This window comes from Vreelandella neptunia, assembly GCF_022489065.1.
Lineage (GTDB): Bacteria > Pseudomonadota > Gammaproteobacteria > Pseudomonadales > Halomonadaceae > Vreelandella > Vreelandella neptunia_A.
This window is the reverse complement of the sequence record NZ_JAKVTW010000025.1, coordinates 24,809-46,451: the sequence shown is the minus strand read 5'-3', so window position 1 is coordinate 46,451 and position 21,643 is coordinate 24,809. Positions and strand designations below refer to the sequence as shown.

Genomic DNA, 21,643 nt, shown 5'->3' with positions numbered 1-21,643 from the left:
GTTCCTTTGCATGAGCCAGGTTGTGCTTTCGGTTCAATGCATTTAGCTACTAGTAAAGACAACTCAGAATTTCCAACGATTGTACAAAATTATTCATACTTAATATCTATGATTAGTCATATAGCTCACCAGCAGCGCCCAGGCATTGCTAAGCAGGGTCTTTGCCAACCCTTTACGGAGCGTGAAGCAGAGTGCCTGCACTGGATTGCAATTGGAAAGACATACGGAGAGATCGCTTTAATATTAGATATAACTGAAAGAACTGTTAAGTTCCATGCTCAAAATATTATTAAAAAAATGAATGCAATTAATATTACGCAGGCAATAATAAAGGCGTTGCGTATGAATCTGATTTGACAGAAAAAACAGTTTTATTTATAGCTCTTTGTTTTTTTTAGTCAAAATAATATTGTTAAGAGATTGGGAGCTGCATGAAAGAGTTCCATAATAAATTTTCTCACCAAGAGAGCCTGAATCTGAATTAAGAATGTAAAGAGGCCAGCCACACATTCTAAGAATGCGCATCATCATCGAATCAACGACAACTTCATATTTCAAAATTCCAATAGCTATGCCGAATTCGATCATGCTAATAAACAAAATATATGTTCTTGTATCAGCACTTCCCTTGGTTTCCCGCAGAGTACTGTTTGGAGTAATAAAAAAACGCGATGCCTCCCATGTTTTTTCGGATTTTACTTCTTCAATATTTTCTTTTTTTAAATTTTTTAAAGGGCCGGTTAAAAGAGTTGGAGATGTGGATGGCCGAAGCCTCACACAACCTGTAATACTGTTCTGATGTAAAGTATAAATATAATACGCTTCGGAATCATCATATTCATCGCTTTCTAAATCTCCTCCTAGATAGCTTGCAACGGCCCATTTTTTTCTGTCAATGAAAATTTCCTTCCTTGAACGATAAATATTGTTAAGTATGCAGTCTGAGAGTTCGTCATAGTTAGAAATTAGAACAGTGATCCCGTAATAATTTTTTTTGTTGTTAACAGAAAAAAGCATTACCTACTCCTCTGAATATTTTCTTCAAATAGTAAGACTAGTTGCACGACACCGCACCTGTCTGATTGTACAGTTGACATGCGATTACATTTAATTTTTTAACTAAATTGCTCCCTCAATAACCAATAAAAGGTGGATCTTGTCATTCGATTATTTTAAGTAAAGTTTTCAAGCAATAAAGCCAAATTTAAGAGTAAGTTAGCTTTCTATGTGCGTAGAAATCACTCTACAGTAAAATTGTTCCATAATCATTGCACATGAGGAGTTTTGCGGCCTGGGGGGATAGGTCTTTCATAAGGAAGCCGGAATAGTACCTGTTCCAAAGGCCAGGTACTCAATGCAAGCTTTTTATGGCTAGATTCAGTAATGAAATTAAATGCAGAGAGAGTAGCTTTTGGATGTGAATAAAAAACTAATTAAGATTTTATAATTAAATCAAAAAGATATTAGTATTCATGAAGGTTTTCATATGTACGAATGATTTTTCTAAACTATTTTTGTTGTGGAAGATTGTTAGTCTTAAATGGTTTTCCAGGGCGTACAAGTCCTGTCATGGGTGAGGCCGAGATATGAAGTCGAATTATGATGAACTCAATGATGTATCGAGAAAACTTCGACTTGAATGCTTAAGAGTGACATTCAACTCTGGTATGGGGCATCTTGGGCCAGATTTCTCGTGTCTAGATATATTAGTGACCTTGTACTCAAACATACTCAATTTTCCAGGCGGTGATCTAACGCATCCAGATCGTGATCGTTTCATTCTAAGCAAAGGGCATGCCGCTTTGGCTCTATACGCGACGCTTCGAGAGTGTTTTGGCGATTCATCTTATGATCTTGATACGTTCAATAGTTACGATAGTGCCCTCGCAGGCCACCCTTCAAATAAAAGGCTTAGTGGGATTGAAACATCAACAGGAGCTCTTGGTCATGGTATGCCATTCGCAGTGGGTTGCGCTTTAGCGGCAAAGCTTACTCGCTCGAATCGGCGAGTATTTGTCCTTGTTGGCGATGGAGAACTACAGGAAGGGAGCAACTGGGAAGCAGCCATGTATGCTTCAGCGCAGCAGCTAGATAACCTTGCCGTCATTGTCGACCGGAACAATCTGCAACAAGGGAGATTTATCGAAGAAGTTAATACACTAGGAGCCCTGGAGGAAAAGTGGCTCGCCTTTGGATGGGAGGTGCGACCTGTAGATGGGCATGATATCCGCGCTATAACTCAAGCGCTTACGCATTTTCCTCATATCGAAGGCAGGCCCACTTGCCTTGTGGCAGACACTACTAAAGGCAAAGGTGTCTCTTTCATGGAGAATAATCCAGCATGGCATCATAAGGTACCGAATATGCATGAGTACGAGTTGGCGTTGGCAGAATTAGGGGATAAGCAATGACGGAACTTTTCGATTGCCGGCATGCTTTCTCTTCAAAGCTGGTAGAGCTTGCTCATAAAGATGACCGCATAGTGCTCGTGTTGAATGATTGCCTCTCCTCAAGCGATTCTCTGGCCTTTCTAAATACATTCCCCGAGAGGGTTTTCGATCTAGGTATTGCAGAGCAAAACATGGTTGGAGTAGCTGCGGGTTTAGCCAACGGTGGCTATATACCATTCGTTTGCGCTGCTTCATGCTTTTTGACCGCTAGAGCGTTCGAGCAAATTAAAATTGATATCGCTTACTCACAAGCGAACGTAAAACTTTGTGCCTTCAGTGCAGGCATCGCCTATGGTGCATTAGGCCCTACTCATCACTCTACTGAAGATCTAGCGCTAATGAGAACTTTGCCAGGGCTGTCGATTTATGCCCCTGGCGACAGTCTAGAAACTGAGCGGGCATTAGAGTTTGCTCATGATCTTCATGGTCCTACGTTTTTAAGAATAAATAGAATTACTGTGCCTCACTTGCCGCAGACAGGAGGTTTTGAACCAGGGAAGGCCTCTACGTTGCGTGATGGGGAGGATGTGACATTGATAAGTTACGGCCCCTTACTCCATGAAGTTATCCAAGCTGCAGAAATTTTGGCCGAGAGTGGAGTTGAGGCTCACATTCTAAATATGGCATCTATCTCCCCGCTGGACGAGGCCGCTATAGTCCAGTCAGCTAATAGGACGAAAATTGTTGTGGTTGTTGAGGACCATCAACGAACAGGAGGTTTGTTTAGTGCGGTAGCTGAAGTGCTGTGTAACATTAAGTCGACTCCGGTGTTGCCTATTAACATCCCAAACGAATTTTCAGTAATAGGAAGTCCACAGCAAATATTCGAACACTATGGGCTTATTGCTTCAGCAATTGCGGTTAAGACAAAGAATTTTATTATAAAAATAGGAGGTAGTGATGATGGATCAGTTACGCTTAAATAATGATATGCTGGATACAAATCTTAGATCTCCTAAGCCAAGCCTTTTCATTGCACTATCTGGCCCCGGAGGAACAGGTAAAACAACTTTAATACAGAAATGGCGTCGACAATCGCCAGAAATTGAATACATTCCGAACATTACAACTCGAAAACCTCGGCCAACTGCACAGATTGACGAAACTGGTTTGTATGAGTTTGTTACATTTAAACGGTTTCGCGAGTTAGTGGAGGAGGGTGCATTCGCACAATGGGTTAATCCGTCGCCAAATAAGTATTATGGAACACCTATTCAACCACTATACGACGCGATCGAAAAGGGCTGTGATGTCGTCCTTGATTACACTCCTCAATTGTATATCAATTTCAAGAGGAAATTTCCAGATCGAACTATTGGTATCTTCATAATTCCGCCGTCCTTACGGCATTTGCTGGAGCGACTGAGCAATCGAGGAACAGAGAGAGGTATTGACCGTGAGATCAAGGTAAAGATGGCACTTCAAGACTTGGGATATGTTGGAGATCATGACTATTACCTAATAAACGATGATATTGATGAGACGCTCGAAACACTAAAGGCAATTAGGCGCGCTGAAAGCCACAGGTTGAGCAGACATCGGCGAATTCTCTCTCACTATTCCGAGATGGCACCTCACACGATGCTCTTTTATTACGATCCGTTGGATGAGCGGTTGCAAAATACACTCGGGGCTAACCTGCAGGGGGGCACATGAACCGTTCATCAATAAACGTGCGAGAAGAAGCGCGATATCTAAGTACGACTCCCCCGTGGGTATTGCTTACCAAACAGAGTCGGAAAGCTGAGCTGTATAGTGGGGAATTTGTCGCCGATAACATATGGCAAAGCTTGATGAATAGCGGTATCCGTGGAGAGGACTTCTATCGATACACCTTTCTAATAATTAAGCCAGAAGGTTTAGCACGACGGCTCACAGTAAAGATTATCAACTACCTAAATAGGTTGGGCATGTCGGTTGTACACGCTATGCCTGCTCCCATTGGTAGAAATGCAGGTCATCACATCTGGCGTTTTCAGTGGAATGCTGCAACTTATGACCGAGTTGCCTTGACTACTTTCGGCAACTCCTTGGCTCCATCACTCTTGCTGCTCCTGAAGGATACAATGTCCTCCACTATTCCTGCTTCGGTGCGGATGTGGGCGCAGAAGGGATCAGCTCATGAGAGTCGGCGTCGACCGGATCAATTACGAAGCGAAATCGGAATGCATAATCGAATGCTTGGCTTCGTCCACACACCAGATGAACCCGCCGATATTATTAGAGAGCTAGGTATATTGTATGACGATATCCAACAGGAGACTATCGTAGACAGATTAATTAGTCACGAGAGATCTGATTCAGCGCAAGCGGAAGCGCTGCGTATCGAAAAAAACTGTTTATGCCATAGTGTCAGCCCCGAAGAAGTTATTGAGAGGCTTGTTTTGTCTAGGCCCTATTTTGCCAAGCTTTGGGAAAAACGCTCTATTAAAACTTGGTCGTTGCATGAGCTTTCGCAGTCTTTTGGGCTACGTCAACACAAATGCGACGACTGGGATTTTCTGACGGTTGCTGCAGAGCTAATTGAGCATGACCGACCTGGTGTGAAACCAATTCTTGATGCTAAAGCCGTAGACGAAGTAAAAGTACTTTGGGAAGGAGCAGAATGATGCGCTTAACAGAATTGGACAGTCTTCATCTGTTGGATGGAAGTGTAAAGCTTCCTGTGCAATTCATTCTTGATAATGCTTACCTGACTGAAGGCGATGCTGCCTTTGTTGGCGGCTCTCTCATTGAAGGTCTAGGCAATAGGCATTCAGACGTCGATGTCCACGTGTTGGTTCGAGAAACGTTGACTGCATCTATGATCCGCCCTCAGAACCATTATCGGATACTTAGTCGAGATCGAACGCTTGTTGATGGCGAGCTCCCAGCTCAAGATGTATTTCTAATACATACGGTCATCCCAGGAACTCAAATAAAAATTGATATTGAGTATCGGACATTCGCGGAAGTTGAGCAGTTAGTGTCAACGGTTGAAGAAATATTTTCATACGCTACACGGTCTCTAATTTTGCTGACAAAGACATTACCTGTCCGGGAAATGGCTTTTCTTCATAGAATGTTTAATTGTGCTGACATACAAAACACTGAGTATCTCGATGAGTTACGTGAACGTATAGGTATCGCACGCTTTTTGTACCTGATGTATCGTTGGAAGGCTTCAGATTTTTCAGTGTTATTGGATATCCTTGGTGCATGGGAAAATAACGAACTAATTAGATGTGCAGATTTAGCTCGGGAGAACATGGTCACGCAGTTTCATGCGTATTGCCACCTATGTGGGAACACAAATTATCACCGCAAATGGATTATTCCATACGCTCGTAAGCTCAAAGTGGAAAAAACAATACTAAGTCGGTTCGAGTCTTTGCTTTTAACTGGTAGTTTCTTAACGGAAAACGAACTGAAAGAGTTCATTCTCCATACATTTGATTTCTGTGATGATCTTTTCCGCGCTGGGGTGCCCCTCATCGAATCACAGGAGGAGTATCCATCGGGAGAGGCTGCATTACGTTTGCTTGATGCGCATGTTAAAGAAGAGGCTGGCGAATATTCTGATATGGAAGTTATCTACCGTAAGAAAGCGTACAGCATCAATGGATTATCAATACGAGAGTGGTTTAAATGACTTCCAATGCTCCGGTTATTGGGATAGCTAGTTGCGCAAGGCCCATAGCTTTTGGCGACTACCCGCCTCTTATCCACCAAACGGTATTTAGTAAGTACGTTGATTTTGTACAGTTTGAGATGTCGGGAGTTCCACTCCTAATACCGGCTTTAGAGGCGCCTAGCGATAAATTTCATCATGCCATTGCCAACTCTATTGATGGTCTCCTTTTACCCGGATCCCCATCGAATGTTGGTCATCGGCTTCAAGGTGATGTCTTTAGGCCCGTTGAAATAAAAGGCCTTACAGATCATGCTCGAGATTTGACGGTTTTACCATTAATCCGTCTTTTAGTAGAGCAACGTGTTCCTATCCTAGGCCTTTGCCGTGGTATGCAAGAACTAAATGTTGCGCTTGGCGGAGACCTTTATCAGGAAGTTCATAAGGAAAAGGGGGTAATTGATCATAGGTCTGACAAAGGTAAAGTGTGGAGCAAGAGGTATGAACCGAGTCACTTTATTCATATAGAACCGTATGGATTCATTTCGAAGTTGATGGAGCCTATTGATGGAGACAGCCGGAGCATTGAGGTCAATTCACTTCATGGCCAGGCTATATCAACTTTAGGGGTAGGAGTCAATGTTGAAGCCCGATCGAATGATGGGGTGGTCGAAGCGATCTCGTATAACTATCACGATCAATTTGCCTTGGGCGTTCAATGGCACTTGGAGTGGCGATCAGCCACAGGTCGTTTGGAACAATCGATAATTAAAGAGTATAGGGAAGTATGTATGAAGCATCGCGCAGAACGGCTGATTTTATGATATGGATACATTAACCTTCATTGTGGTGCTTTGCGCGGCATTCTTACACTCGAGCTGGAATTTACTCGTAAAGAAAGGTAGTGATCAATTTAGATCGTTGACCCTCATGGCTGCGACTTCTGGCTTAATATGTTTAGTAGCACTGCCATTCGTACCCCCGCTGGAACCGCGAGCATGGTGGTTCTTGGCTTTCTCAGTGCCACTTCATGTTGGCTATCGTATTTTTTTGTCTGCTGGATATCGCTATGGTGATATGAGTCAGGTTTACCCTATTGCACGAGGAGCAATACCCTTATTTGTTTTACCACTATCACTTGTTTTTTTAAATTCGAATATTTCAGCTCAACAGGTCTGTGCTGTGCTAACGATATGTGCCGGTATCATCGGACTTACCTTCTTGCGTGGAATTCCCACAAACTATCGTGCAGTAGGATATGCGCTGCTTACGGCGTTGTTTGTTGCATGCTTCACTCTACTTGATTCAGAGGGTGCCAAGTTGGGAGAGCAGGCTGTCACGTATATCCTTTGGGTATTCATTCTTGAAGGCGCATTAATGTTTGTAGTGGGTCTTCTGGTGGGGGCCGCACGAATGCTTTCATTTACAGTGGAAAATTGGAAAATTTGCATGTCAAGTGGCTTCGTCATGTCATTAGCACATGGTCTGATTATTTGGGCTTTGGCAAGAAGTGAAGTTTCATTGGTTTCTGCTTTGCGTGAATCTAGTGTCGTGATAAGTATGATTCTAGGCGCTATCATCTTAAGGGAGCGTCTGGGTTTTCAAAAAATTATATGCACTTTTCTTGTGGTGGCAGGAATAATCGTTATTACCATTTAGTCAAATAAGTTAAATGTATTATATAATCAAAACGCTATCAAACATGATTGACCATGAAAACTATGATAAAGCGAAATAAAGATATTTGAATCTCTAAATAAGACCATTTCTCCCTTCGTTTAGCCAATCAGTTCAGTATTCTAGAAAATTATTAAATTAATTATTTTTAATATCACTATAAGAAAATGCTAGTCAGAGAGCATTCAAGCGGCTTTGTCTATATTCAAGTTTATTGACGGCTCGTTTAATCTTTGTAATAGAAGCTTTTATTTACATATTGATTTTTTGCTAATATTGTTTTTTTAAAGACATTAGTGTTTGTTTTGAGGTAGAAGTCGCCATTTTGCTTTTAGCGACCTTTGCACCAAGTTTACTGTGCTAGAGTAATAACTAATTGAGAATAAGCCATGCTTTGGGAATAGCTCTTTGATGGGTAGGAATACCCTGCCTTCGCCCAAGAAAACAATGATGTTTTTTTTGCTTGAAAACTTATTCATCTCAAACTTCTTTACACCTATAAACTGACTTTAAAGTGTGGCGTTACTCAACTAAATTATGGGGCTATTCGATAAAATATAACTATATATTTTATTTTTCAGCGCTCGCAGCAGAGGCGACGTTCAATTAATCTTGAGAATAGACTGGCACCAATCGGTAAAATATCGTCGCCAAGTATGAACGCTGGATTATGCACTGGTATGTTGCCGCTATGGCCCACCCAGCAGTAGGCCCCTGGCACTACCTTGAGCATATCCGCGAAATCCTCGCTGCCCATCAGTGGCTTGTTATCAGTGCTTACATTGGCCTCACCGACGATTTCCCGGGCAGCATCGGCGAGTAGCTCCGTCTGCATGGGGGCGTTCTCCAGCACACTGAATACATCGCGAATCTCTATATCGATATCAACTTCATAGCTTGCCGCAATACCAGCGACCAGCGTGCGCATACGCTCACGGGTTTGCTCACGAACACTGTCAGAAAAGGTCCTTACGGTGCCTGCAAGGGTGGCTGTCTGGGGGATAACGTTATAGGCCGAACCAGAGTGCACCTGGGTGATCGAGAGTACTACTGGGTCGTAGGGATTGATATTACGGCTAACCACACTCTGCAGCGCTTGGATCAATGCTCCACTCACTACCACAGGGTCCCGGGAATAGTGTGGCATCGCTCCGTGGCTTCCTCGCCCGGTCACGGTAATATCAAAAAAGTCGGCACCCGCCATCGCAGGACCTGCACAAAGCGCCACTTCTCCGGGGCCATGCTGAGAAGAATTGTGAAGCCCATAGATTTCATCGCAAGGAAAACGCTCAAAAAGCCCTTCGGCAATCATTCTGCGAGCGCCTCCCAGTCCCTCTTCCGCTGGTTGAAAAATTAGTACAACAGTGCCAGCAAAGTTGCGGGTTTCGGCAAGGTAGCGGGCGGTGCCCAGCAACATGGTAGTATGCCCGTCGTGGCCACAACCGTGGAAGCGTCCTGGATTCACGGAGCTGTATGGCAACCCGCTTTCTTCCTCCATGGGTAATGCATCCATGTCGGCACGCAGCCCTATTCGCTTACCCTGGCCAAGTCGCCCATGAATTAAGCCAACCACCCCGGTGGTGGCCATCCCGGTGTGGATTTCATCAACACCATACTGCTTAAGCAGTTGAGCAACGATAGAGGAAGTCCGTTGCTCTTCAAATCCAATTTCGGGATGCGCGTGTAGATCATGGAGTATGGCGCGCAGGTCATCGCAGTATTCTTCTATGCGAGTAATTGTAGCCATCTTGCTCTCCCTGAAAGTCATTGTCATGTTTGCATCAGTCTGGCTTTGTCTAGTGCAACAGCTACGAAGCTCCTGCTACAGTTTGGTATATCTTATTTTAGCTGCCGTTTGCACTCACTGTCACCAGGGTGGCATGATTGTAAACACTCTATCTCGATTGCGAGATCGTAAATCTGCGCGACTAAGAGCAAATTTTTGATAGTAAAAAAATACAGCAATACCAAGCCTTTACAGGTTTAATTTTGGTAACATTCAAAGATTGATTCCGAGAAATCATGTTGTGCTTGAGTATAAGGAATTGTTATATTTTTATTTTCTTTTTCAGAGAGAAATTCGATGGTGAGCGGCCCTATAGAGATCATAAAATATGAGTATTATTATATGAAATTAAATAATTATTTAGATAGTATTGCAAGTTTTACATAGCTGATCTGGCCAGTGAAGATGCCCTCAACGAGCAATAGAATAGTCTTCCGTTCATGCGTTTAAGCAAGCTCTGGTGGCGCCTATACTTATTCCACTGGAATCATATAGCCACACGAGGGTGCAGCCGAAAACTATTTTAAGACATACGATGTGCCCAAAAGTGGCTTACTACGCTTCAGTTCGCGTTTTAAAAAAAACTTCATTTTTGAACCAAATTCGTCTGTAGGTATGGAAGAAACTGTCCGATGATGTATTGTCCTAGCAATTTCATCTGTAACTCACGTTGCTTAGATAAGCATGGATAAGCATGTCGCTTCAGTAAATGCTGGAAGTTGTTTGAAACATACTGGCTACCTTAGGAGCTGTAGCAACCTTAGCAAAAAGAAAAGCCAAGCTGACGTGGTCATCGCGAGTGCCAAGGAAGTTACAGCGAATACTAATACCCCGCCAATCAGTATCGGGTGCCGACCAAAACGGTCTGAAAGTGGCCGAAGATAAACTGACTTACGCCAAGCATAATCATGTAAAGGGTAAGTGTTAGCTGCACCACTTTGGGTGTCGTTCCGAGAATTTCCGGCATCGTGGGCACTATCGAAAGGTAAATATCCATACCGAGTGACGCTAGAATATTGAAGGGACCCAGTAGCATCAGTGCTATCGGCAGGCTGTAAGTCCACAGCCGAGGATTTTTAATAGGCACGATAAAGTCTCCGTTCAAATAAGATTATTTGGCGGCGGCCTACATTTAAGGAAGTGGTTTAAGCAGGCAGCCGCAACAACGAGAAAGGAAAGTTGTTGCGGCTTAGTAGTCTGACTTTTTTGAACCCATCTGTTCGCTCTTCAGAAATATGCCTTTGCCCCCATTAGCGTATCAGACACAAATAGCATAAGACCATTCGGGCGCATTTTATGGACGGCGGAGGTTTGTAAAGAATGCATTTTAGTCACTGTGAGTGATCAAAATGAGAGTAAATTAAACCTTCTACCGATACTGGATAGCGTAATGACTCCCATGCTTTGAGGGTAATAACATTGGCGAGGCATTGTTAGAGCTGCTTTTGGGCAAAAGAGGCGACTCGCCCCAGCCGCTATGTGCTTTACTATCTGCAACTGTTATTCACGGAGGAATCACCCATGGCCATAGGCGGCTTAATCGGATTACTGGATGACATTGCCGCATTGGCGAAGTTGTCCGCAGCGTCACTGGACGATGTGAGTGCCGCCGCTGGGCGCGCGACGGCGAAGGCGGCCGGGGTGGTGGTGGATGATACGGCGGTGACGCCGCAATATTTGCAGGGTGTGGCAGCGGAACGTGAACTGTCGCTTGTGAAGCAGATCGCGCTGGGGTCGATCCGCAACAAGCTGATTTTTATCCTGCCGGTGGCGCTGCTGCTGAACCACTTTTTGCCCGCGCTATTGCCGATCATCCTTATGGTGGGCGGTACCTACCTGGCTTTTGAAGGCGCGGAGAAAGTCTGGCACAAGCTTTCCGGCAAGCATGAAGACGACAAGCCTGCGGTAGAGAAGGGGCCGGAAGCCGAGAAAAAGATCGTGAGTGGCGCTGTTCGAACCGACCTGATTCTATCGGCTGAAATTATGGTGATCGCGCTGGCCACGGTCTCCCATCAAGGGTTCTGGTCACAGCTGGCGAGCCTGGTGGTGGTCGCGTTTGTCATCACTATTCTGGTGTATGGCGTGGTCGCGCTGTTGATCAGGATGGATGATATCGGCCTGAAGCTCGCCCAGCGGGATAGTACGGGCATGCAGACCCTGGGCCGTGGGCTGGTGACGGCCATGCCCAAGGTGCTAGCGACTATCTCGGTCGTGGGTACCGTCGCCATGCTCTGGGTGGGTGGGCATATCCTGATGGTCAATCTGGGTGCCGATGGCACGGGTTGGTTCAACGCGCCCTATGAGTGGGTTCACCATATTGAGCTAGGCATTAGCGAGGCAACCGGTGCCTTGGGCGGCACGCTGGGCTGGAGCTTCAATACGCTGTGTTCTGCTGTGATTGGCTTTTTGGTGGGCTCGGTAGTGGTGGGGGCGCTGCACCTCATTCCCATTAAGAAGGTGCATGCCGAGTAGGTGCGCGCCGCGAAGTAGGTATCAGGCATCTAAATGCCCGCCATCAAGGCGGGCATTTTTGTGAGATAGGGTGAAGGTAGTTCCCGTGACCTTACTCTGCCAGCGCCGCTGAATATTGCTTACCGGCGCTCGCCCAGGCAATAACGGCCAAGCCTAAAGCGATCAGCGAAAGGATGGCGCCCGCCCAATTAGGAGAGGCCAAGCCGTAACCGGCGGCAATCGTCGCGCCACCCACCCATGCGCCGATAGCATTACCTAGGTTGAACATACCGATGTTCACCGACGCTGCCATGGTGGGCGCTCCTGCTTGGCTGGCGCGGTCCATCACCAGTTTCTGGATCGGGGAGACGGTGGCAAAGCCAAAGGCGGCCATGAGGAAGACAGAGGCCGAGGCCACAACGCTGTTCCCAACGCCCAGCCAGAAGACGAAAAGTACCGCCGCCTGCGCGGCAAGGGTCACAAACAGCGTTCCGAAAAGTGAACGGTCAGCAAAGCGTCCGCCTATCCAGTTACCAACCGCCAGACCCAGCCCGAACAGAACCATCAGTTTTGCCACACCAGTGTCGGAAAACCCTGCCTCTTCGACCATCATCGGGGCGATGTAGGTAATAGGGGTAAAGAAGGCGGCAGGGCCGAAGACGGTAATGCCCATGGCGAGCAGCACCTGTGGGTCTGCGAAAGCACGTAGTTCGCTCTTCAAGGCGATGGCCTTGCCCGCTTTGATCTGGGGCACTAGCAGCGCGACGCTGATGACGGTGATAAGACCGATCCCGGCGATTAACCAGAACACTAGCCGCCAGTTGTAGGCTTGCGCGAGCCAGGTGCCAGCAGGTACGCCGAACAGGTTGGCCATCGTTAGCCCAGAAAACATGAAGGCGATGGCACTTGCTTGACGCTCTTTCGCGACCAGCGAGGCGGCGATAATGGAGCCAATACCGAAGAAAGTGCCGTGGTTGAACGCCGTTAAAATACGGCCCGCCAGCGCGATGGGGAGCGTCGGCGCCACTGCCGTAATCACGTTACCTAGCGTGAAGATGAGAGCGAGGCTAATAAGCATCGTTTTACGTGGCACCTTGGCACCTAGAATCGTCAGGATGGGCGCACCTACGAACACGCCTAATGCGTAGGTGGTGGCCATTAAACCTGACGTGGGTATATCGACGCCGAAATCCCTGGCGATCTGGGGAAGGATGCCAGCGACGACGAATTCCGTCATTCCGATACCGAATGCGCCAATCGCTAACGCGAAAAGTGCTAATGGCATAATAGTGTCTCCGTATATGATATTTTCAATCGAATGTGGTTCGGTTATATTTATTTTATTGAAAATAATATTCGGAGGTAAAACGATAATGGTGCCGTCAGATAAAGAAACAGATGCTATTCGGCAGATAAAGCATCATCCGGCTGAACTTGATTCAATTGACCGAAAAATATTAGGCGCACTCGCTGAAGATGCGTCGCGTAGCTACGCTGAACTCAGCAAAATCGTGCACCTCTCCGCCCCCGCTGTGCATGACCGCGTAAAAAGACTTAAGCGTGATGGGGTCATCAAGGGCACCGTCGCCATTCTCGACGGCTGCAAGCTTGGCCGAACGCTGCTGACTTTTCTGTTAGTGGATACCAGCAGCTACAGCGCCACGCGCAAACTACTGACTTTTGCCGACAGACCCGAAGTAGAAGAGCTGCACACCGTGGCAGGAGATGGCTGTGTGCTTATTAAAGTACGCGCGGCTAACACCGAATCTCTCGAAGACTTCCTGATGGAGATTCAGAGCCTTGAAGGGGTCAGGTCTGTTCGCAGCTACATTGCGCTTTCAACCTTCCTGGAAAGAGGCCCATCGCCAGATTAGGTAGCCCGCTCGATAGCATGATGGAAGGGGGCGGCGAGCCAGAAGGGATGCTCGCGTTTCCTTTTCTTTGTACTGCGAAATATCGATTAGCCCCGCCGTTGCCGTAACACCATCACTCCTGCCATTAAGATCATGCCCATACCCAGCCAAGTCATGGCATCGGGCACTTCGCTGAATAGCAGGTAGCCCCAAAGGCTGGCAAAGATGAGGTAGGCGTAATCAAAGGTGCCGATCAACGCCGAAGGGGCAATTTGATAAGCCCTTGCCACCCCGGTATTCACAATGATCAGCAGTAGGGCGTAGGCGCCCACGATCAATAACGCTTTGGCGTCTAGCGGTTGCCAACCGGCGAACAGGAATGGCGCGCGTTCAGCGAGTGTTTCTGTGCTGTTGATTGCTACCAGCACACTGAAGAGAGTGCCTGCTGCCAGGAAGGCTAGATTTAATCCCAGGGTGAGAAGTAAGGGGTGCTCCCGTTGGCAGTGGTGGCGAGTGACCAGCATGGCTAGCGCATAAAAGAGGGCGGCAAGCACGGGTAGAAGTGTGGCAGGTGTGAAGGTGTCGCCGCCAGGGCGCAACACTACCACCACGCCCAGGAAACCGCAGAGGATGCCCAGCCAGGCCTGGCGTGAAAGATGCTCGCCTGCACCAAAAGCAGCCAGCACGGCAATAAACAGCGGTGTGGTGTAAATGGCGACCGCTGCCACTGAGAGCGGAATCAGCGGCAGTGCTGCGTAGTAGGCGATCCACATCAGCAACAGAAGCAGGCTTCTTATCGCCACCCAGCGGCGTGATTTTACCCTGGGGCGAGGGCCTGGATGGCCAATGATCAATCCAAACAGTATCGGCAGCGATAGTGTTGAGGCGATGACATAGAGTTGCCATAGCGACATACTGGCACTTAGATACTTAACCAGAGCGTCGGTCAACGCCAGGAGAAAGACAGCCCCCACGATAAGGCTTATGCCCTGTAGGATATTATCTTGTGGTTCAGCGGTGGCCTTCATTGCAGCATTCCGAGTATGAATTCCGCTCTAGAATGCCGCTGCCTTTAGCAGTGCTTCAAACGACTTCTGCGTCACCATGCATGAGCTCAGATTATGGATAACTTCATCAAGTCTCTTCCACCGCTGGCTTCGCTGCGCCCCTTTGAGGCAGCCGCCAGGCTCGAAAGCTTTTCGCGTGCGGCGGATGAGCTCCACCTGACCCAGGCGGCGATCAGCCGGCAGATCCGTGCGCTGGAGGAAGACCTTGGCGTGATGCTTTTCGAGCGCCGTCATCGCCGTGTGTTTCTTACCCGTGAAGGGCGTGAGTTTGGCCGTACGGTCTCCCAGGCGCTGGAAAGTATTGCTACGGGGGCTCAGGCGCTGCGCGGCGACCCAAATGATAAGCGCGTCTTGTTGTTCTGCCAGTTATGTGAAGCGTTCTATTGGCTGATGCCAAAGCTGGCTGACTTCAATCGTCGCTATCCTGACATTGAGATTCAGCTGGCGACGTCGACAAAGCCGATTACCGAATTTAGTGGCAACTTCGACATTGCACTGCAAACCAACGGACGACCTAGCGGGAGCCATCGATTGGTGTTTACCGCCGAGGACGAGATATTTCCGGTCTGCAGCCCAGCGTACCTGAAAGGGGTCACTACGCCGTTGAGTCTCAACGCGTTGCTGAACCAGCGGCTACTGCACCACCATGCTGACCCGGCGGATTGGTTGGAGTGGGATGACTGGTTGCGTGCCATGGGGCACTTTGAACTCTCAGCAGCGGAGAGTGCTGTTTTCGATAGTTATCCGCTGCTACTGCAAGCGGCTGTCGCGGGGCACGGTATCGCCTTGGGATGGCAGCGCACGACGCAACGCTTAATTGAAAGTGGCGAACTGATCCGCCCGGTGGCCGAGAGCTTGCCCCAGCACGATGCCATCGCTCTATACACACGCCAAGGCGCACCTCAACGCGCAGGCAGCGAAGCGTTATTGGGTTGGCTGCGTGAGGTGTTGGGTGATGAGCAGACTGCTGAAACGGCAGGCTAGGCGCTAGATGAAGTGGCTGAACTGCGTATTGTATTGAAGGTAAGCGCTGATCCTTGCTTTCATTTCCGTATGCCCGCTTCACACATAAAACGAAAGGGCAGTCCAAGTGACTGCCCTCTCCTGCTTGATGGCGCTCGAGGTGGCCATCGACCGTGGCTGTTTTTCACGGCTGGCGAGAGTTTCCCTTCTTTACTGACAGGCCTCCGCGACGGCATCGCCATCGGTAGAGACAGTAGGCCGCGTTCTCACGCCGACGAGCACCAGGGCGGCAGCGGCCAGCAACAGCGTGCCGGCGGTTGCAAACACGCCCAGCACGCCGCTGATATCGAACATCACGCCACCGATGGCGGCCCCCAGGGCGATTGCCAGTTGTATCGAAGCGACGATGAGACCACCGCCGCTTTCGGCTTCGTCCGGCACGACACGGGTGATCCAGGTCGACCAGGCGACTGGCACGGCGCCGAAGGCTAAGCCCCACAGCGCCACCATGACGATATCGGTGCCCATCGAGAAACCGCCCAGTGTGGCCAGCAACCAGCCCAGCACCCCCATGATCAGCGGCATCAGCAGCAGCGTCAGGCGCAGGCTACGCTCCAGCAGGTAACCCGCGGCCAGCGTGCCTACGAAGTTAGCGACTCCGAACGCCAGCAGGGTCGAGGAGAGCTCGTTGATACCCATCCGGGATATGCCTTCGAGAAACGGCCGTACATAGGTAAAGAAGGCGAAATGGCCGCAGAACACAAGCAGAAGGGCGACGATGCCGGCCGCCATGCCCGGCCGCTTGATGACGCTCACCAGCGTGCCGAGCGGCGTCGGGCGTCCGGGTGCCATCCGCGGCAGAGTGAAGTACTGCAGCACCAGCGTCAGCACCGAGAGTGCCGTCGTCAGCAGAAAAACATTGCGCCAGCCGATCATGTCGCCGAGATAGCTGCCCAACGCTGCGGCGCTGATGGTGGCAATGGGCACGCCAGCGAACAGCAACGACAGCGCGCGCGGCACGTCATGTTCCGACACCAGCCGCATGACTGTGGCGACAGATAGCGCCCAGAACCCGCCCAGCGCTACCCCGAGTAGTACCCGCCCGACCAGCAACCAGGCTAGATGCGGCGCGAATGCGACGATCAGGTTAGCGGCGATCATCAGCACGGAGAACGCCAGCAGCACGTGGCGACGGTCGAGTCGCTGTGTGACGGAGGTCACCAGTAAGCCGGCAAGCAGCGCCACCACCGCGGTGACCGTGACAGCCTGTCCGGCCTGCCCTGCGCTGATCATCAGCGAATCTGCCATCGGCGTCAGCAGGCTGGCCGGCAGAAATTCAGCCATCACTAGGCTGAACACGCCCATTGTTAGCGAAAACACGGCGATCCAGCGCGATGGGGTCTGCGACTCGTGTGTCGAGTGTTGAGATTCGTATGCCGTCATTTCGATACTTCCGATTAAGACTTGGGATGACGCGTAGGTTAAAGTATTACCTCAAGACCCTCTATCACTATGAGTACGGTATGTTTGATAAAACGTCCGAAAGTTTCGCCACTGTCGGCTCTGAGATCAGCTCCAGCGAATGGATCAACGAATTGATGCTTGGCATGCGCTTGTCCGGGTTGAGCTATCGGCATGTTCAGGTAGCGCCGCCCTTTGGCATTCGTTTCGATGCTGACGCCAACTGTGCGCAATTTCACTTTATTGCCCGGGGGGCCGTCATCCTGCGGCTCGGCGGTGAGGAGCAGATTCTGGAGACCGGCGATGCCATACTTCTGCCTCGCGGCGGCGAGCACTGCCTGCTTTCTTCGCCCGGTGTGATGAGTCGCGACATCGAACAGATCGACTCACTGCCGGTGTGTGATAACTTCAGTTGCGTCAACGAGTGCCCGGACATTGCTGATGGCGCTCCATCAGTGCGTCTATTCAGCGGCTGCATGCAGTTCGATCTCGGTGGTATGCAACCGCTGGTCTCGATGATGCCTGACGTCATGCATGTGGGGACGCTGCTGTCGCGCTATCCGGAGGTGTTGCCGATGCTGGAAGCGATGGCGCGCGAAGCGAGTCTCAAACGGGCCGGTTCTGCTGGCATTCTCTCCCGGTTGGCGGATGTGGTAGCCGCCAGCATCGTGCGAGGCTGGGTTGAGTGTGGCTGCGGTGATATCGGTGGCTGGGTCGAGGCGCTGCGCGATCCGCGTCTGGGCAAAGTCATCGCCGCCGTCCACCGCGAGCCCGGACGTGACTGGACAGTGGCCACCATGGCAGCAGAGGCGGGCAGCTCGCGCTCGGTGTTCGCCGAACGCTTCCGCAGCTCACTGGGTATCTCGCCGCTCGGCTATGTCACCCAACTGCGTATGCGCTTGGCCACGCGATGGATTGCCGAGCGGCAGCTATCCATTGATCAGATCGCCTGGCGCCTGGGCTACGGCTCTCAGGCCGCCTTTAGTCGCGCTTTCAAGCGGTCGACTGGGCAGACACCGGGAAGGTTGAAACACGGCCAAGCGCCCGGTTCAAGCGTGGCACGCCTAGGCCAGTAGTCGTTTTGTCGGGTGATCGTGGTGTCGCTCGACGGTCCATCAGCTCAACAGTTTGGTGGAGGATAAAGACATGTTGGCAGAAAATTTGGAAAACTGGGCTCAGCAAGAACGTCAGGAAGGCGAAAAGCTGGGTATTGAGAAAACAGCTCGTAATCTGCTCAAGCTTCCCGGTCCCGGTCATATCGCTCCATGGCAGGGAAAGGCGGCAGCCAGTGTTCGCGGCGAATGTTCCAAAGCTCATACGTCGGTTTCAGTTGATTCGGAGCATCAAGGGCACCAAGGTGTATTTCGATTTCTTCCTCGCTTACCGAAAAAACCGACGAACCGCATGTCGAACAGAAGTAACGCCCCTCATAACTGTGCGGTTTGCCTTCGATAATGACAGCTTGCTTGGGATAATCAGCAGCCGCATAGAAAAGCGCCCCATGATGCTTGCGACAATCCATACAGTGGCAAATACCTACCCGAAGCGGCTCGCCATTAGCCACGATTCTGATCTTACCGCAGAGACAGCCACCTGTTAGTTGAGCCATTGCCAATCTCCAGAAAATTCATACCTCCTGAATTCAAAGTAGGTGGCACTTTTGGTTTTGTCTTGCTGCCGTCTCGTTTGTATCTCGTTTACAAGCAGGCGCGGATAGTAAGCTGGTAAATCGCCTTTCTGTGGCTCTTTAAAAAATAGATAATTTGTGAACCATGAGTACACATAAAGAAGAAATACTAAAGAGGAGTGCTTGAAGCCATCCCTTCAGGGACCATGGTCGACACCGCATGGCTTGAACGCCACGGTGTCAGCCGTTTCCTTGCTCGCAAATACGTCGATAACGGCTGGCTGGAGCGCGTTAACCGCGGCGTCTTCCGACGCCCCGCGCCGAACGCAACAACGTCGGCCTCCATCGATTGGAAAACCTGCTTGCTCTCCATGCAGCATATTATGCGCTATGACATCCATGTCGGCGGTACAACGGCACTTGCCCAACAAGGCTACGATCACTATCTGCGTCTGGGCAGCAATGCGCCTGTCTGGGTATATGGCGAGGCCACCCCCAATTGGCTTAGCAAACTGCCACTCAACGCAACAGTCGAAACCCGTAGCACCTCGCTATTCGCTGACCCATCGCTTGGATTGGCCAAGAACAACATCAACGGCGAAGGCACGCTGCCATGGGACTGGACGCTTAAAATGTCGGCACCCGAAAGGGCGATTATGGAAGCTATGAACGAGCTGCCCGATCATGAAAGTTTTCACAACCTCGATATGCTATTTGAGAGCCTGACAACGCTGCGCCCAAAACTAGTGTCAGCGCTACTGCAGAGTTGTAAGAAGATCAAGGTAAAGCGTCTGTTCTTTGTCTTTGCAGATCGCCACGACCACCCCTGGCGCAAGCGCCTCGATCCAACAGAATTCAATCTTGGAAGTGGCGATCGCGCGCTGGTAAAAGGGGGCAAGATACATCCGCGCTATCGGATTATGGTACCTGAAGCGTTTGTAAGGGCGGAGACCAACGATGGCGCGTGAAACCTATGAAGCACAGGTCGCATTGCTTGTGCGTATTCTCCCGCATGTCACCAAGGAAGATGTATTCGCACCAAGGCAAGACTCCTAACGAGCCCTCGGAATATCCATGAGCCGAATATAAACCTTAATCGGCTCATAAAATGATCCGAATAGATGGGGCAATCGGTTCATGTATATCTGGGAACAGCGCAACTGGCCGTCTTTTTAGCCGAGCAACTGTGCACCTGCTTCATCGCCGTCCCGTTCATTTGAGTAATTTAAGGCCCATGAGGGTTTTTGTGGGCCTTTAAATGCTCATTCATGAGAATTGACTAAGAGAACGATGACTTCAAAGCGATTCAGGCTAGGCGCTCACAACGGTGTCTTTGCCATGCCACACCGTGCTGAACGAACGGTACATCATAGTCGCTTAGGTGTTCGACGCTGGTTTGATGGGTGGCATCAGGCCCCGAATAAATTCGCACCATATTGAGCCCTTAAGCACAAAGTTGGTGCGAATTTATGCATAGATACGTTCAACAACCCGCGGAATCTCTCATGTTTCAAGGTGGCATGATAATTGCTTTTTCTTTAAGTAAGTAAATAGTTACTTAACTCGCTCCATGAAGAGTGTTTTCTGAATGGGCGCAATGGCAAGGATCACACCATGAAAAAGCAATTCAAGAACATTACGTTGAAGGCGCTGGCTTGTAGCGTTGCGTTGAGCGCATTGGCACACACCGGCATGGCAAGTGCCAACATTAATATCAAGTTCCATCATGATTTACCTGAAGATAGTGCACAGCACCTAGCCGCTGAGCGCTTCAGGGACATGGTGGCTGAGCGTAGTGGCGGTGAGATTTCAGTAGAAATTTTCCCCAACAACACCCTGGGTGATGATGTCGAAGTCACCCAGCAGTTGCAGATGGGGGCTGTGGAAGCAGCGATTATTCCGACCGCCAAGCTATCGGGCTTCGTTCCTGCCATGCAGATCGTCGATCTGCCTTTCTTGTTCCCTTCTCCCGATATCGCCCACACCGTTCTTGATGGGCAGGCCGGTGATGATCTATTGGCGACTGTGGAACAGGTGGGTTTGAAGGGCGTTACTTTTTGGGAAAGTGGTTTCAAGCAATTTACCTGTGACCAACCCGTTAATGGCCCTGAAGATTTCGCAGGCCAAAAGGTACGCGTGATGCAAAGCCCTATTATCATGGAACAGTTTAAAGCGATGGGCGCTAATCCGGTGCCGATTGCCTTCGGCGAAACTTACAACGCGCTGCAACAACGCATTGTCGACTGCCAGGAAAATCCGCTGGTATCGATTACACAAATGAAATTTTATGAAGTGCAGTCGGATGTGATTATCAGCAACCACGCTTATCTAGCCTATGCATTTCTGTTTAGCCAGCGTTGGTTCGATAGCTTAAGCCCTGAAAACCAGGCGCTATTGTCGGACGCTGCACGTGAAACCACCGCATTCCAGCGTGAAGAAACCGCCCGCCGTGAAGAAGGTTACATTGCCACTATCGAAGCCAGTGGCACCAACGTTAGTACTCTGGATGATGCCCAACTGACGGCTTTCAGAGAGTCGACCGCATCGGTGCACGATGCGTTTGCCAATGAAATTGGCGCAGATCTAATGGCGGAATTCCAGCAAGCTATTGCTGATGCCGAATAGTAGCGCGTAACCCATTAAAGGGCTGATCGGTGATTCCGATAGCCCTTTCTTCCCCATTGTTTTCATCGCTGGT

Annotated in this window: 21 protein-coding genes; 14 read left to right on the top strand and 7 right to left on the bottom strand. The window is 49.4% G+C overall.

Annotation, left to right across the window (positions count from 1 at the left end):
* A partial coding sequence (locus MLE19_RS21185; protein WP_240720304.1) for a helix-turn-helix domain-containing protein occupies positions 1 to 357 on the top strand: 357 nt, incomplete at its 5' end.
* A gap of 18 nt (positions 358 to 375) precedes the next feature.
* Here the strand turns inward: MLE19_RS21185 and MLE19_RS21180 are convergent.
* Entirely contained in the window at positions 376 to 1,017 is a 642-nt protein-coding gene (locus MLE19_RS21180; RefSeq protein WP_240720302.1) for an acyl-homoserine-lactone synthase, read from the bottom strand.
* A 569-nt stretch (positions 1,018 to 1,586) separates the two neighbouring features.
* Between MLE19_RS21180 and MLE19_RS21175 the strand changes: the two genes are divergently transcribed.
* From MLE19_RS21175 to MLE19_RS21145, 7 genes are read left to right on the top strand one after another with little or no spacing between them, the layout of a single operon-like run.
* A complete protein-coding gene (locus tag MLE19_RS21175) occupies positions 1,587 to 2,411 on the top strand; it encodes a transketolase (RefSeq protein ID WP_240720300.1) in 825 nt (274 codons plus the stop codon).
* A complete protein-coding gene (locus MLE19_RS21170) occupies positions 2,408 to 3,376 on the top strand; it encodes a transketolase family protein (protein WP_240720299.1) in 969 nt (322 codons plus the stop codon). Before MLE19_RS21175 ends, MLE19_RS21170 begins: the two co-directional genes overlap by 4 nt.
* On the top strand, positions 3,351 to 4,106 hold the full coding sequence (locus MLE19_RS21165) for a guanylate kinase (RefSeq protein ID WP_240720297.1): 756 nt from the start codon (positions 3,351 to 3,353) through the stop codon (positions 4,104 to 4,106). Before MLE19_RS21170 ends, MLE19_RS21165 begins: the two co-directional genes overlap by 26 nt.
* The gene (locus MLE19_RS21160) at positions 4,103 to 5,059 is read left to right on the top strand and encodes a nucleoside-diphosphate kinase (protein ID WP_240720295.1); all 957 of its coding nucleotides are present in this window, start codon (positions 4,103 to 4,105) and stop codon (positions 5,057 to 5,059) included. Before MLE19_RS21165 ends, MLE19_RS21160 begins: the two co-directional genes overlap by 4 nt.
* On the top strand, positions 5,059 to 6,081 hold the full coding sequence (locus MLE19_RS21155; RefSeq protein ID WP_240720294.1) for a hypothetical protein: 1,023 nt from the start codon (positions 5,059 to 5,061) through the stop codon (positions 6,079 to 6,081). Before MLE19_RS21160 ends, MLE19_RS21155 begins: the two co-directional genes overlap by 1 nt.
* Positions 6,078 to 6,884: a gamma-glutamyl-gamma-aminobutyrate hydrolase family protein gene (locus tag MLE19_RS21150; protein WP_240720292.1), complete on the top strand. Its 807-nt coding sequence runs from the start codon at positions 6,078 to 6,080 to the stop codon at positions 6,882 to 6,884. Before MLE19_RS21155 ends, MLE19_RS21150 begins: the two co-directional genes overlap by 4 nt.
* Before the next feature lies 1 nt (position 6,885).
* Entirely contained in the window at positions 6,886 to 7,719 is an 834-nt protein-coding gene (locus MLE19_RS21145; protein WP_240720291.1) for an EamA family transporter, read from the top strand.
* 595 nt (positions 7,720 to 8,314) lie between these two features.
* Here MLE19_RS21145 and MLE19_RS21140 read toward each other — a convergent pair.
* Together MLE19_RS21140 and MLE19_RS21135 are read right to left on the bottom strand one after the other, a co-directional pair.
* Positions 8,315 to 9,484 (bottom strand): M20 aminoacylase family protein, encoded by a 1,170-nt coding sequence (locus MLE19_RS21140; RefSeq protein WP_240720289.1) that lies wholly within the window; start codon positions 9,482 to 9,484, stop codon positions 8,315 to 8,317.
* Positions 9,485 to 10,361: 877 nt separating this feature from the next.
* Complete coding sequence (locus MLE19_RS21135) at positions 10,362 to 10,610, bottom strand: hypothetical protein (RefSeq protein ID WP_425356825.1); 249 nt, start codon at positions 10,608 to 10,610, stop codon at positions 10,362 to 10,364.
* A 434-nt stretch (positions 10,611 to 11,044) separates the two neighbouring features.
* Here MLE19_RS21135 and MLE19_RS21130 point away from each other — a divergent pair, with 434 nt between their 5' ends.
* A complete protein-coding gene (locus MLE19_RS21130; protein WP_240720287.1) occupies positions 11,045 to 11,995 on the top strand; it encodes a DUF808 domain-containing protein in 951 nt (316 codons plus the stop codon).
* 91 nt (positions 11,996 to 12,086) lie between these two features.
* On the opposite strand, the gene MLE19_RS21125 is transcribed toward MLE19_RS21130, so the two are convergent.
* Complete coding sequence (locus tag MLE19_RS21125; RefSeq protein WP_240720285.1) at positions 12,087 to 13,259, bottom strand: MFS transporter; 1,173 nt, start codon at positions 13,257 to 13,259, stop codon at positions 12,087 to 12,089.
* 88 nt (positions 13,260 to 13,347) lie between these two features.
* Here MLE19_RS21125 and MLE19_RS21120 point away from each other — a divergent pair, with 88 nt between their 5' ends.
* Entirely contained in the window at positions 13,348 to 13,848 is a 501-nt protein-coding gene (locus MLE19_RS21120) for an Lrp/AsnC family transcriptional regulator (protein ID WP_035563724.1), read from the top strand.
* A gap of 86 nt (positions 13,849 to 13,934) precedes the next feature.
* Here the strand turns inward: MLE19_RS21120 and MLE19_RS21115 are convergent, their stop codons facing one another.
* Positions 13,935 to 14,855 carry a DMT family transporter gene (locus MLE19_RS21115; protein WP_240720283.1) on the bottom strand — a complete coding sequence of 307 codons (921 nt, stop codon included), beginning with the start codon at positions 14,853 to 14,855 and terminating at the stop codon, positions 13,935 to 13,937.
* A 93-nt stretch (positions 14,856 to 14,948) separates the two neighbouring features.
* On the opposite strand from MLE19_RS21115, the gene MLE19_RS21110 reads away from it, so the two are divergent.
* Positions 14,949 to 15,878 (top strand): LysR substrate-binding domain-containing protein, encoded by a 930-nt coding sequence (locus tag MLE19_RS21110; RefSeq protein ID WP_240720282.1) that lies wholly within the window; start codon positions 14,949 to 14,951, stop codon positions 15,876 to 15,878.
* A 189-nt stretch (positions 15,879 to 16,067) separates the two neighbouring features.
* Here MLE19_RS21110 and MLE19_RS21105 read toward each other — a convergent pair whose 3' ends face one another.
* The gene (locus MLE19_RS21105) at positions 16,068 to 17,300 is read right to left on the bottom strand and encodes an MFS transporter (RefSeq protein ID WP_240720280.1); all 1,233 of its coding nucleotides are present in this window, start codon (positions 17,298 to 17,300) and stop codon (positions 16,068 to 16,070) included.
* Positions 17,301 to 17,380: 80 nt separating this feature from the next.
* On the opposite strand from MLE19_RS21105, the gene MLE19_RS21100 reads away from it, so the two are divergent.
* The gene (locus MLE19_RS21100; RefSeq protein ID WP_240720278.1) at positions 17,381 to 18,394 is read left to right on the top strand and encodes an AraC family transcriptional regulator; all 1,014 of its coding nucleotides are present in this window, start codon (positions 17,381 to 17,383) and stop codon (positions 18,392 to 18,394) included.
* Positions 18,395 to 18,552: 158 nt separating this feature from the next.
* Here the strand turns inward: MLE19_RS21100 and MLE19_RS21095 are convergent, their stop codons facing one another.
* Positions 18,553 to 18,927 carry a GFA family protein gene (locus tag MLE19_RS21095; protein ID WP_240720276.1) on the bottom strand — a complete coding sequence of 125 codons (375 nt, stop codon included), beginning with the start codon at positions 18,925 to 18,927 and terminating at the stop codon, positions 18,553 to 18,555.
* A 197-nt stretch (positions 18,928 to 19,124) separates the two neighbouring features.
* Between MLE19_RS21095 and MLE19_RS21090 the strand changes: the two genes are divergently transcribed.
* Positions 19,125 to 19,913, top strand: a complete 789-nt coding sequence (locus tag MLE19_RS21090; protein ID WP_240720274.1) for a type IV toxin-antitoxin system AbiEi family antitoxin domain-containing protein — start codon at positions 19,125 to 19,127, stop codon at positions 19,911 to 19,913.
* A 646-nt stretch (positions 19,914 to 20,559) separates the two neighbouring features.
* Positions 20,560 to 21,570, top strand: a complete 1,011-nt coding sequence (locus tag MLE19_RS21085) for a TRAP transporter substrate-binding protein (protein ID WP_240720272.1) — start codon at positions 20,560 to 20,562, stop codon at positions 21,568 to 21,570.
* Positions 21,571 to 21,643 lie beyond the last annotated feature (73 nt).